This window comes from Bartonella sp. AP21QHHD (assembly GCF_042196205.1).
Lineage (GTDB): Bacteria > Pseudomonadota > Alphaproteobacteria > Rhizobiales > Rhizobiaceae > Bartonella.
This window is the reverse complement of the sequence record NZ_JBHIPT010000092.1, coordinates 1-12,672: the sequence shown is the minus strand read 5'-3', so window position 1 is coordinate 12,672 and position 12,672 is coordinate 1. Positions and strand designations below refer to the sequence as shown.

The window sequence follows — 12,672 nt, the reverse complement described above, 5'->3', positions numbered from 1 at the left end:
TTCACCTTTTCAATCACCCAACTTGACCGCGATGTCTTAGATAATGGTCAGCAATAGCACAAGCAACCATCGCTTCACCAACAGGAACGGCACGAATCCCAACACATGGATCATGACGTCCCTTTGTTATAACGTCTATATCATGACCATCAACATCAATGGAACGACGAGGTGTTAAAATTGATGAAGTAGGCTTTACAGCAAAACGCGCAACAATTGGCTGTCCACTCGATATTCCCCCTAAAATACCTCCCGCATGATTTGATAAAAAAAGCGGTTTTCCATCATTTCCCATTCGCATTTCATCCGCATTTTCTTCTCCCCTCAAGCGGGCTGCCGCAAAACCATCACCAATTTCCACACCTTTTACCGCATTAATCGACATAAGTAACGAGGCAATATCTTGATCAAGCTTTGCGTAAATAGGGGCTCCTAAACCTGCCGGAACATTTTCTGCAACGATCTCAACAACCGCACCAACAGATGTCCCCTCTTTACGGAGTTTACTGATATAGTCACTAAAAATTTGAACCATCTCTGCATCAGCTGTAAAAAAAGGATTATTATCGACCTCTGACCAATCCCAACGATCACGATTAATATTATGAGGACCAATTGCTATCACTGCTCCTCGTACAATCAAACCAGGAACGATTTTACGAGCAAATGCACCTGCTGCAACACGTGCTGCCGTCTCCCGTGCCGAAGCACGTCCCCCGCCTCGAAAATCACGAATGCCATATTTAATATCATAAGTATAATCCGCATGTCCTGGACGATACTGATGAGCAATTGCTCCATAATCTTGAGAGCGTTGATCTGTATTTCGAATCAACAGAGAAATTGGTGTACCTGTTGTCACCAATGTCGTTCCATCGTCTTGAACAACAACTCCTGAAAGGACCTCTACTTCATCTGGTTCTCGGCGCTGCGTTGTATATTTTGATTGTCCTGGCTTGCGTTTATCAAGATAAGCTTGAACTTCTGCAAGAGTAAAAATAATTCCAGGTGGACAACCATCAATGACACAACCAAGAGCAGCACCATGACTTTCACCCCATGTTGTTACACGAAACAAATGACCAAATGTATTATGCGACATGAAAAAAGATCCATTTCTCTGTCAAATATATACAACGATAACGTATGTTGTGTGCTATACACAAGACAACTCTTTTCTCCCAAATACTCTTGGACACCTTAAATTTGGTCAAATTACTGCTGTCTAATAAAATCTTATAAACCAAACTTTATTCTTTAACGACAGAAATGTCTGGTGCATCAACTGCCTTCATACCTATGATATTATAACCCGAATCGACATGATGGACTTCACCGGTAACAGAACGAGACAAATCTGAAAGAAAATAAAGCGCAGAATCACCAACCTCTTCAATTGTTACCGTACGACGTAATGGAGCATTATATTCATTCCATTTTAAAATATAACGAAAATCACCAATACCAGAAGCCGCTAACGTTTTAATTGGTCCAGCAGATATAGCATTAACACGAATATTTTGGGGACCTAAATCTACCGCTAAATATTTCACGCTCGCTTCAAGAGCGGCTTTGGCAACCCCCATTACATTATAATTGGGAACAACCTTTTCTGCACCATAATAGGTTAGTGTCAAGATTGAACCACCATCTGGCATCAATTTTTCTGCACGCTTCGTTAGAGCTGTTAGGGAATAAACGGAAATATTCATCGTCATCATAAAATTTGATTCGCTGATATCAATATAACGACCACTTAATTCATCTTTATCAGAAAAACCAATAGCATGAACTAAAAAATCAAGTTTTCCCCATTTCTTCTCTATTTCTCTAAAGACCGTATCAATAGAGACACTGTCAGAAACATCACAATGTCCACAAACAAATCCCTTTAATTCTTCAGCCAAAGGCTCGACACGCTTTTTCATTGCTTCACCCTGATAGGTAAAAGCAAGCTCTGCCCCTGCGCTACTTGCCGCTTTAGCGATTCCCCAAGCGATGGAGCGATTATTGGCCAACCCCAAAATTAAACCACGCTTACCGTACAATAAACCATTACCCTTAGCCATCAGCACTGCCCCATTGTTACTTAAAATTAGTATTATTCACCTGCCTATGACACAGGTCAACTTTTTCTTCAAGCAATTGGTTTAAAATCAAACAAAAACTACGCTTTTATATATAAAATTTTTAAAATTAATCTTGTTGCATTTGCAAAAACTGTTCTAGTGCGGCGGCATTTTCATCTCCCGGCAACATAATGCGAACATGCACATAAAGATCATCTCTTGTACCATTTTTTAAACGAAGCCCTTTCCCTTTCAACCGTAAAACGCGATCAGAACTTGACCACGCAGGAATCGTTAAAACCACACGCCCCTCCAACGTCTCAACTTCTTCTTTTGCTCCCAAAACAGCATGTTTAAGAGAAACTGGTAAATCAAGATGGAGTGCTTTTCCTTCAACCCGAAAACGAGGATGTTTTTGAATCTGAATGGTTATCAACGCATCTCCTGCTTGCCCGTGAGGTACCTCTTCTCCCTGACCTTTTAAACGAATAGTCTGTCCGTCTTCAATATAATCTGGAAGTTTAATTTTTAACTTTTTCCCATTTGGAAAAACAGCCTCCACCTTTTCTGCGCCAACCATCTGCTCTAATGTTATGGCAAGATTAGCACGAACATGTGCTCCTTGTTGGGGACGGTTATAGTGTGTGGAATTCGAAAAGCTACCACCTCCTCCAAACAGATCCCGAAAAATATCACTCGCATCAAAACTTGCACCACCTGAAGAGGAAAAATCAAATCCCTTTGCTCTTCCTGAAAAGGGATTTTGTTTATTGCTAAAATTTTCACCAGCACCATAGGCTTGATAAAGCGGTTTTCCTTCCATATCAATTTCACCGCGGTCAAATTGTGCCTTTTTATCTTTATCACCTATAATTTCATAGGCTTGATTAATTTCAGCAAATTTCTCTTTAGCCTTTGTATCATCTTTATTATGGTCTGGATGATATTTCTTCGCTAATCTTCTAAATGCCGATTTAATCTCTTGCGATTTTGCGGTACGTGCCACACCCAGAATCGTGTAGGGATCACGCATATTGCCCTCTTTTCAATTTCTTCGTTTTCAAAATATCAACTGATACGTTGTTCAATATCCCTTATAGCTTCATTAGTCTATTCTAGAGAATAATTTCTTCTTTTCTCTTTATATGTCTATCAATAAACTAAAATACCAGATAAAATGAGACATTTATTTAATATAGCTCCTTGTAGTCTATGCTAAAGTAAAAAATAATTAAACTACCATAGAAATACACGATAGCATTGGCTTTTTGAAAATAAGAAAAAATAGTACTGTAACTTCTTGATGATCAAGTAAATGAGAAAATGCCTCACCCATGCTCACTGATATTTGGAGAAACTATGAGCACAAAAATACCAACAGATGATCATTTTATGCAAATGCAAAAACCTTTTGAACTTTTCGCAAAGTGGCTTGAAGAGGCAACGATAAGTGAAATAAATGATCCGAATGCTATGGCATTAGCAACAGTTGACGAAACAGGACTCCCTAATGTTCGTATGGTTCTCCTCAAAGACTACAGTCCCCAAGGATTCGTCTTCTATACCAATTATGAAAGCTGTAAAGGACAAGAAATTTTAAAATCAATGAAAGCATCCTTAGGTTTTCATTGGAAATCACTCCGTCGTCAAGTCAGAATTAGAGGAATCGTTGAAAAAGTAAGTCAACAGGAAGCCGATGCCTATTTCCAATCGCGACCACGTGGTAGTCGAATTGGTGCATGGGCCTCTAAACAATCTCAACCTTTAGACAATCGTTTTGTGCTCGAAAAAGCAATTGCTCAATATACTGCGCGTTATGCTCTAGGCAATATTCCACGACCACCTTATTGGTCTGGGTTTCGTGTTAAACCCCTTTCTATAGAGTTCTGGTGCGATCGCCCATTTCGTTTACATGATCGTTTGCTTTTTACACGGGATTGTGTTGAACACAGCGATTGGAAAAGACAAAAACTTTATCCCTAATCCTTCAAACTTCATCGTTATGAAGATTTTTTCTTCGCAACAATTAAACAAATATTTTTTATTCGAAAAATTCTAAAAGAAGATGATTTATTCTATTTAAATAGAAGAATTTTATTTTCACTGTAAAGGTTAATTGGTGATATTTTCTACTGTATTGCTTAAAAATAGATTAGCAACAAGCTTATTAAAAAAAACATACTGTATTCAGTAGAAACTATGATTTTAGCTAACTTATTTTTAGACCGCAGGATAAAATATCATCCATATACCCCCACATACTAAACCAGAAAAAATCACAAAACCAATAAGCGAATTAGATTTGAAAAGCCTGAGGCATTGTGAACTATCATCTATATCAATGACTTTAATTTGAATAAACATATGGATACTTGCCACAAAAATCCCCAAAAAACTAAGAACAGGGACTCCAGCTAAATAAAATGCTAGACTAACGAACATCACAAAACCACCATACAAAAATACTAAAGCACGCTTGGTTGCTTTACCAAAAAGAAGAGCCGTAGAACGGACACCAACAGTAACGTCATCTTCTTTATCTTGATGTGCGTAGATTGTGTCGTATCCTATGGTCCACAAAATTGATCCCACATAAAGCAAGATTGGTGCCCAGCTTAAACTTCCAAAGACAACAGCCCACCCCATTAATGCCCCCCAATTAAATGCAACGCCTAAAAAAAACTGCGGCCAATATGTTACGCGTTTCATAAAAGGATAAAATGCAACAGCTATCAATGACGAAATACCTAGAAAAAAACTAAACCTATTAAATTGTGATAAAACGACTAAACCAACAAAACATTGCACAAGGATAAAAACTCTCGCTTGAAACCGACTCACATGTCCTGTTGGCAATGGGCGAGAACGTGTCCTTTCTACCTGAGCATCAATTTTATGGTCAATAAGATCATTCCAAGTACATCCTGCCCCTCGCATAGCAATAGATCCCAGAAAAAAAAGAAAAAGATACCAAACCCAATGAAGAAACATTGATAAAAGAGTATCGTAATGCATGTTATAAGAGAAAAAAGCCATTGTTGTTGACCAAAAACAAGGCCACATCAACAATTGCCAACCGATAGGTCGATCCCAACGCGCCAATTGCGCATAAAACCATAAAGAACGGGGAAGGAAGCTGTAGACCCATTGTTTGGAAGATGCATCCATAACCCGTCCTTGGCTATCATAGGACTGAACATGCGCGATATTTTTATTTTTTTTCATCAAATGATTTACCTTTGGTCTTGCGATAGAGACATTTCATTCTTATGAGAAGAGGATGAGATTAATTATCTTTTATGAGAGGAGCAAGCAATGAATATTCTTCTTATTGGCTCAGGTGGACGAGAACATGCTTTAGCATGGAAAATAGCAGCATCACCACTGCTAACAAAGTTATATTGTGCTCCTGGAAATCCTGCAACAACAGAATTTGGTGAAAATATTAATTTGAACATTGATGACCATCCCCTTGTTATTGATTTTTGTAAGGCACATTCTATTGATCTTGTAATTGTAGGACCAGAAGCACCCTTGGTGGCGGGTATAACAGACTCTCTTAATAGCGCTAACATCTGTGTATTTGGTCCTACTCAAAAAGCTGCTCAACTAGAAGGTTCAAAAGCCTTTACAAAAGATTTATGTCGGAAGAATAACATTCCTACAGGAAGTTACCAATGCTTTAATGATGCCTCTAAAGCTAAAGCTTACATTCAGCAACAAGGTGTTCCCATTGTTATTAAAGCTGATGGCTTAGCAGCTGGCAAAGGTGTCGTGGTTGCAACAACTATGGAAGAAGCGTTTAACGCAGTTGATGCCTGCTTCAAAAGTACATTTGGAGATGCAGAAAACAAAATTGTTGTAGAATCTTTTCTTGAAGGTGAAGAAGCAAGCTTCTTCTGCCTTTGTGATGGTAAAGTTGCTCTTCCTTTTGGATCTGCTCAAGATCATAAACGTGTAGGTGATGGGGATACTGGAGCAAACACCGGTGGTATGGGTGCTTATTCACCAGCGCCCATCATGACCCAAGAAATAGTGAATCGTACTCTCAAAGAAATTGTTGAACCAGCTTTAAAAAGCATGAAAGAAATGGGTGCCCCCTTTAAAGGTATTCTCTTCGTCGGATTAATGATAACGCAAAAAGGACCCGAATTAATTGAATTTAACGTACGATTCGGTGATCCTGAATGTCAAGTTTTAATGATGCGCCTCAAAGATGATATTTTGCCAATTTTTCTTGCTGCAGCTCAAGGAAAACTTGAAAATCAGCCTCTTCGGTGGTCTGAAAAAACAGCTCTCACCGTTGTTATGGCTGCTAATGGTTATCCAGACTCTCCCCAAAAAGGTACTGTTATCCGTAACGTTGATCAAGTAAACACTCTTCTCGATGTGAAAGTTTTTCAAGCTGGTACAGTGTTGCGTGATGGAGAACTCATTGCAAATGGTGGACGTGTACTCAATATAACAGCAACAGGAAAAACGATTACCCATGCACAAAAACGTGCTTATGAAGCTGTTGATTGTATTGATTGGCCAGAAGGTTTTGTTCGTCGAGATATCGGATGGAGAGCCGTTGCGCGAGAAAATTAAATCCTTTGAATATTCTTTTTTTACGATTTTCTTATTTTATATAAGAGCATGATACAAAAATTTTCTCACTGTTTTACGTTGACCATAATTTTGAAAAAATGAGTGTGCTTTCCTTTGAACAATCAAATATTGTAAATAGGATATCTACTCATGATAAAATAGGAAAATTTTCTGAATCTGAAGATGTAATATAAAATAATCATTTTACTGTTGTCTTTACTTTAAACGCATTTTCTCATCATTTTTATAAACACTTTCTTTCTTATAAAATCCTGAGGAAAAACGTATATACTATCATTTCTTTTATTTATCGCGTTTTTAGTGAAATTCCGCTTTTACGAAAAATGAAATGCCCAAAAAAGATAGTTATGTTATTCACATACAAACTCTTAAACAATATCTCTCATGCTTATCATTCCCATTTTACGACACTACCTGCAAATAGTATAAATCCATTCTGCCAGCTTTCTGGAATAAAAATAAAAACCTATACCATCATTGTATTTTCCAATTCTCAATATTACGATAACCCTTTCTATCTAAATGATTTTGATTATAAAAGAGAGATGAAATAAGAATATTCTGCAATATTCAAAGCTTTCATTCAACATGAAGAAATGATTTATAAAAAAATTCAAAAACACTTCCAGTAATCTTCTGGTGTTTTTAATAATGTGGCAAAAACCCAAAATTATACCGCAAAAAAACAGTTTCTATTGTTATGAAAACCGTTTTTACCTCTCTGAAAAAAGCGTTTTACATCATCGATTCCTGCTGCCAATGTATGGTGTCAAAAAACTCTCATTTACAATCATTGACTTTCTCTTTGTTTTAAAGAACCAAAAGTCACACCAAATCCCGTCTGTAAAGGTCTGAATTCTCATTAAGCGGGTTCCTCTTGCTTCCCACTCATATGCTGCACTTACACAAAGACCTACAAGCAAACTTAAGAATATTCGCCATATCTTCTAACAACACTTCATGTGTGAAGTTTACATGCCTTATGTTACCTCCCCAAACAACGATGTTTTACAGCACAACAAGATAAATGCTGACGGTAGTACAAAAATGAATGCATGTTAATTTACTGGAGTGCAATTCGATTCGCAATCACCAAACGCAAGCCTAACGGATTGCTATAACGAAGTAAAAAATGCTTTTGTTTAGAATGTGCTGTTGTACCAAAAAATCGATGTAAATCAGAACGATCTTTTACAACCAGAATGCGATTATCTTCATTGATCATAAGCATGGGAAGGCCATAAGTATCCGCCCATAACCGCCAATCCAGAAGAACATTATTCAAATCTCTGGAAACCAAAAGCGGTATACAAGCTTCCTCATCGGCATGAAGTAATTCTAATGCAACAGCTCTTTCTCCTGAACGCGTTTTTACGGTACGTGCTGCAATTCCTTGAAAATGATAAGGGGGTATTAAATGCGATAAGCTTGAAGGCATATCCGTTTTAAAAGAAACACCACGCTCATTTAACGAACAAATAACCTGATTACCCGTTTTGGATGAAAAATATGTCGTCGTTTGTGGCAAATGGCACGGATCTAACCGAAATTCAAGCACCGCTTTTGCCTGATTAAAGCATTGATTAGCCATATACATTATCCCAATTTATCTTAAATAACATACACCCTTTAGCAGCTTTTTCTCATTGGATTATTAAAAGTTTGAATAAAAAACAACTGGTTTCTTTTTTGGTTATTAAAATCTAAACAAAAATGCATGATCACCATTCTTGAATTATAATACTTTTCCAGGATTCATTATCCCTAAAGGATCGAACGTTTTTTTAATCCCTTGCATAATATCCAATGCGACAGGCGATTTAAAAGAACGAAGTTCTTCGCGCTTAAGCTGACCAATTCCATGCTCAGCAGAAAATGCACCTCTATAGTCCACCACTAAACTATGAATGCGATGATTCATTGTTGACCATAACTGCAAGAACACTGTCGTATCAGCTCCTACAGGTTGTGTAATATTATAATGTAAATTTCCATCGCCCATGTGTCCAAAACAAATCACCCGTGCTCCTGGAGCAATATCCTCAACAATAAGCGCTGCATCAGCAATAAAATCAGGAATAGAAGCAAGTGGGATTGCAATATCATGCTTAATGGACCCTCCTGCTAACTTTTGTGCTAATGATATACTTTCTCGTAATTGCCAAAAAAAATCTTGCTGTTTTAAAGATTGCGCAACAACTGCATCTTCTATCACCGCATTCTTTAAAGCTTCTTCTAAAATAGTACTCAATACCGATAACGCCTCATCATTGCCTTGCAACGATGAAATGTTCATTAATACATACCATTCATGTTTCCGCTGAAGAGGAGGCTTCTCACACATCTTATAATCTAAAGCCATTTGCAAACTGAGATTTCCCATGAGCTCAAAACCTGTCAACATCCCTCCTCCATATTCTTGAGCCAGAGATAAAAACTCTAAAGCCTTCGCCGGACTATATAATCCCACCAAAGCAACAGCTTTTCCTTTTATTTTTGGAAACATCTTCAAAACGGCTGCGGTTATAACACCCAATGTACCTTCTGCACCAATAAAAAGATCTTTTAAATCGTAACCGCTATTGTCTTTTTTAACAAAACGCAAATCATCTAAAATACGCCCATCCGGTAAAACAACTTCTAAACCAAGACAAAGATCACGCATATTGCCATAGGCTAAAACAGCTGTCCCTCCAGCATTCGACGAAAGATTTCCTCCTACTTGGCAAGAACCTTCAGATGCCAAAGAAAGAGGGAAAAAACGACCTGATTCATCCACTTTTTTCTGTAAATCCTGTAAAATAACACCAGCCTCTACAACAACAAAATTTCCTTCAATATTTATAGCTCTAATCTTATTTAATCGCTCCATGGATAAAAGAACGCCCTCTCCTCTTTCATCTGGTTGTTGTCCCCCCACAAGCCCTGTATTTCCACCCTGTGGCACAATCGGTGTGCGCGTTTTGCTCGCTAACTGCATAATCGATGAGACCTCTGCGCAAGAAGATGGACGTAAAAGTAAAGGCGTTTTTCCATGAAAAAGCCCACGCTCTTCAAGCAAATACGGTGCAATCAACGCTTGATCTGTTATAGCATGCTTAGCACCAACAATTTCCCTAAACCCTTCAATTAATTCCTGCTCCATGTTCATTTCTCCTTTGGAGCCGCAGCCCGTATAAGACGATCATTGATAGCCTCCCCTAATCCGTATAATGGAATAGGTTCTACTGCGATACATCTCACTTTAAATGAATCTAATTCCTTCATATATTGAAATAAATGAGAGGCTGCCTCTTCTAACTTTCCATCTTCGCTAAGGTTTAAAATAGAAACGGCATTTTCAGCCCCCATAACACGCTTTGAACCAAATGCTAAAAGCGCTTCACCATTTTCCACCTTTTCTACATTCAAACGAACCGTGGCATTGGGAGCATAATGCGACTTTAACATCCCAGGAGCTTCAATCGCCGCCCTTTGATCTATCCGTTTTAAAGGCTTCCCCACAACCTCTTCAATTTTATCAGCCGCAAGCCCCCCTGGACGCAAAAGATAAATATTTTCACCACAAATTTTAATAATCGTTGATTCCAACCCTATTTTAGCAGGTCCTCCGTCCAATATCAAAGGAACAGATTCCCCCAAAGATGCAAAAACAGCCTCAGCTGAAGTAGGGCTAAGACGCCCCGATTGATTCGCACTAGGAGCAGCAAGTGGGCGGCCAAAATGTTGTACCACTTCCGCAAAACGACTGTCTGGAAAACGAACAGCCAAGGTATTCAAACCAGAGGTTGTTAAAGGATGGATATTATGCTGTTCCTTTAAAGGCAAAACCAATGTCAAAGGACCTGGCCAAAATTCCTCCATTAATTGGCGTGAAAGAAAGTCAATTTTAACATAACGTTCCGCCATTTCGATGCCGCTGACATGCGCAATAAGAGGATTAATTTGCGGACGACCCTTTGTAGAATAAATAGAAGAAATTGCTCTCCCATTGGTTGCATCGCCCGCTAATCCATAAACAGTTTCCGTTGGTAATGCTACTAACTTCCCTTGTTCAAGAAGCGCTATTGCCTCTCTTATCGAAGCACTATCGAGTGGTAGAATCGTCATGACACATCATTTCTATAACACTCTTTTAGTGATATTATGCTCTTTTTTATTCATATATCACATTGATTTATATGTTTTTTTAAGTATGGGGTTCATAAATAAAGGTTAGGGAATAGGATTTTCCAATATTCTTCTACAAAACATATCTTATTCTGCTAACTTTCTCTAATAATTTTTTGAATTTTGCTAAGTTCTCTTGTGAAAAGCTATTGTTGAAACTCTTGACATAGACTTAACGTACAGTACATTGTGCTACAATTGAATAGGGGATTTAGCAATGGGAAAAATTCAAGCCCGCATACCTGATCAAGTTCAAGAAATTGCAAGTGCAGTTATTAAGTCTACGGGTTTAACTGTATCGGATGTAGTACGCATGTTTATGACCCGCATTGCTAGAGATCGTACATTACCGCTTGGATCTTTCAACCAAATCCGGAAACATTACGAGCTATCGAGGATGTCGAAATGGGATGCGTCGAACGTACATTATTAGACAGCTTAAGGACCATGATACGCGAAGATAGAACCGAAATGCGTAAATCTGAAAAGAAAACCTAAGCTTGCTATATTGTCTATACGCGTTCATTCCGGTCTGACCTTAAACGTGAAAGCAAAGGTAGGTATGCTAATACACTAGAGAAGGATTTACTGCTTGTAGTCAAAGCGTTAGCGGAGAATGAACCGCTAAAAGCGCATTGGAGAGATCATGCGCTAACAGGTCAATGGCGCAATTGTCGTGATTGTCATATCAAGCCAGATTTAGTTTTGATCTATCGAAAGCCAGATGCCAAAACACTAGAGCTTTTACGACTTGGTTTGCATTCTGAACTACGCTTATGATTGGATCTCCAATTCATAGTAAAAAGAATTTTTCGTAGTTTTGCTTGTATGTCAGTTTTTCTAATTTTTTGAGAACCATTGTTTTAAATGTGCGAAGATGTTGTCTATTGCATCCATGAGGCGTGCAAAATCAAGGATAAGCAAAAAAAGAAAAAATGCTATCCACTTCATCAAGCGAGACATCATTTTCACGCTTTGATAGGTGATGATCATTTCTTGAAGCATTTCTTTTCTACTTCTGTAATTTCTATATCGTCTTGTGTTTTTTTTCTAACCATGTTTCCACCCACACAAGCGTTCACCTAGATTATTGTGCTTTAAGATCTCTCTTACTAAATTGGAACTGATGGTGTTCAGATCTTGCTGGCTTAAATAAATAGGTAACCAACCAACACAAGAAGAAGCATATTTATTTGTCGCGCAATCAATCAAAGAGAGCAGCACGCACATCAGCAGCACTTTTTTGATTAACTTCACTTTCCACCGCCAAACGTGTTGTGGCTGCTTTTAAAGCTTTTTCTGTTTGCTTTTGTTGTTCTGCTTTTTTTCCAAGAGTAAAAGCTCTTGCTAAAATCATAAAAAAAAGCGGCTAAAGCCGCACCTGTTAGCATCAGATTTCTTTTCATCCATAAGATTCATAGGCAGTGCTCCTGAAAACGTTTAGCAACAAAGAAAATGCCAGCATATGCGGCTCAAACCATAATGGCGGCTAAAGCCCATTGAACTAGACCATTGCCCGCTAAAAAACCGCCAAGACCTGAGAAAGAACCAATAATGGGTGCCAATGCTTCTGCTTTACCCCCCGTTTCTACTGTTTGATAATTAGAAGAAACACAAGCCCCTTTCGTCCATAGCCCTGCCTCTGATACACGCCGGAGTACAAGACCTTGTAAACGTTTGCCTCTTGGCTTTGGTCCATTTTCTGCAATTCGGTTGGTACAGCTTCATAATCACCCCGATTAAGCCTTTTAAGCAATGTTCTATAGCCTTCTTGAGGGCTTAACGTGTTGCCTATGATTTTCATGGCAAGATCTGGATATTG

10 protein-coding genes and 4 pseudogenes are annotated in these 12,672 nt (G+C 38.3%); 4 read left to right on the top strand and 10 right to left on the bottom strand.

From position 1 onward, the window contains the following. Positions 1 to 13: 13 nt before the first annotated feature. From aroC to ACFIMC_RS05260, 3 genes are all read right to left on the bottom strand, one after another. Positions 14 to 1,102, bottom strand: a complete 1,089-nt coding sequence (gene aroC / locus ACFIMC_RS05270) for a chorismate synthase (RefSeq protein ID WP_375613029.1) — start codon at positions 1,100 to 1,102, stop codon at positions 14 to 16. Positions 1,103 to 1,250: 148 nt separating this feature from the next. Continuing rightward, entirely contained in the window at positions 1,251 to 2,069 is an 819-nt protein-coding gene (gene fabI / locus ACFIMC_RS05265) for an enoyl-ACP reductase FabI (protein WP_273787904.1), read from the bottom strand. 127 nt (positions 2,070 to 2,196) lie between these two features. Further along, the gene (locus ACFIMC_RS05260) at positions 2,197 to 3,102 is read right to left on the bottom strand and encodes a DnaJ C-terminal domain-containing protein (protein WP_375634213.1); all 906 of its coding nucleotides are present in this window, start codon (positions 3,100 to 3,102) and stop codon (positions 2,197 to 2,199) included. 326 nt (positions 3,103 to 3,428) lie between these two features. Between ACFIMC_RS05260 and pdxH the strand changes: the two genes are divergently transcribed. Further along, the gene (gene pdxH / locus ACFIMC_RS05255; protein WP_375680917.1) at positions 3,429 to 4,052 is read left to right on the top strand and encodes a pyridoxamine 5'-phosphate oxidase; all 624 of its coding nucleotides are present in this window, start codon (positions 3,429 to 3,431) and stop codon (positions 4,050 to 4,052) included. Positions 4,053 to 4,289: 237 nt separating this feature from the next. Here the strand turns inward: pdxH and ubiA are convergent, their stop codons facing one another. Then, positions 4,290 to 5,294, bottom strand: coding sequence for a 4-hydroxybenzoate octaprenyltransferase (gene ubiA / locus ACFIMC_RS05250; RefSeq protein WP_375634211.1), 1,005 nt, complete (start codon positions 5,292 to 5,294; stop codon positions 4,290 to 4,292). 90 nt (positions 5,295 to 5,384) lie between these two features. On the opposite strand from ubiA, the gene purD reads away from it, so the two are divergent. Continuing rightward, positions 5,385 to 6,659, top strand: a complete 1,275-nt coding sequence (gene purD / locus ACFIMC_RS05245; RefSeq protein ID WP_375634209.1) for a phosphoribosylamine--glycine ligase — start codon at positions 5,385 to 5,387, stop codon at positions 6,657 to 6,659. A gap of 1,084 nt (positions 6,660 to 7,743) precedes the next feature. On the opposite strand, the gene ACFIMC_RS05240 is transcribed toward purD, so the two are convergent. The 3 genes from ACFIMC_RS05240 to ACFIMC_RS05230 form a co-directional block, all read right to left on the bottom strand. Beyond that, a complete protein-coding gene (locus ACFIMC_RS05240; protein ID WP_375628324.1) occupies positions 7,744 to 8,271 on the bottom strand; it encodes a DUF6101 family protein in 528 nt (175 codons plus the stop codon). A 144-nt stretch (positions 8,272 to 8,415) separates the two neighbouring features. Then, positions 8,416 to 9,825, bottom strand: a complete 1,410-nt coding sequence (locus ACFIMC_RS05235; RefSeq protein ID WP_375634207.1) for an FAD-binding oxidoreductase — start codon at positions 9,823 to 9,825, stop codon at positions 8,416 to 8,418. A 2-nt stretch (positions 9,826 to 9,827) separates the two neighbouring features. Next, a complete protein-coding gene (locus tag ACFIMC_RS05230) occupies positions 9,828 to 10,790 on the bottom strand; it encodes an L-threonylcarbamoyladenylate synthase (RefSeq protein WP_375672019.1) in 963 nt (320 codons plus the stop codon). 277 nt (positions 10,791 to 11,067) lie between these two features. Between ACFIMC_RS05230 and ACFIMC_RS05225 the strand changes: the two are divergent. Continuing rightward, positions 11,068 to 11,348 (top strand): annotated as a pseudogene (locus tag ACFIMC_RS05225) (type II toxin-antitoxin system RelB/DinJ family antitoxin). Positions 11,349 to 11,357: 9 nt separating this feature from the next. Then, positions 11,358 to 11,630, top strand: coding sequence for a type II toxin-antitoxin system YafQ family toxin (locus tag ACFIMC_RS05220; protein ID WP_375668549.1), 273 nt, complete (start codon positions 11,358 to 11,360; stop codon positions 11,628 to 11,630). A gap of 60 nt (positions 11,631 to 11,690) precedes the next feature. On the opposite strand, the pseudogene ACFIMC_RS05215 reads toward ACFIMC_RS05220, so the two are convergent. The 3 pseudogenes from ACFIMC_RS05215 to ACFIMC_RS05205 form a co-directional block, all read right to left on the bottom strand. Next, positions 11,691 to 11,908, bottom strand: a pseudogene (locus ACFIMC_RS05215) (hypothetical protein). A 146-nt stretch (positions 11,909 to 12,054) separates the two neighbouring features. Then, positions 12,055 to 12,256 (bottom strand): annotated as a pseudogene (locus ACFIMC_RS05210) (hypothetical protein). Between the two features lie 66 nt (positions 12,257 to 12,322). Further along, a pseudogene (locus tag ACFIMC_RS05205) lies at positions 12,323 to 12,672 on the bottom strand (glycoside hydrolase family protein); the annotation flags it as partial.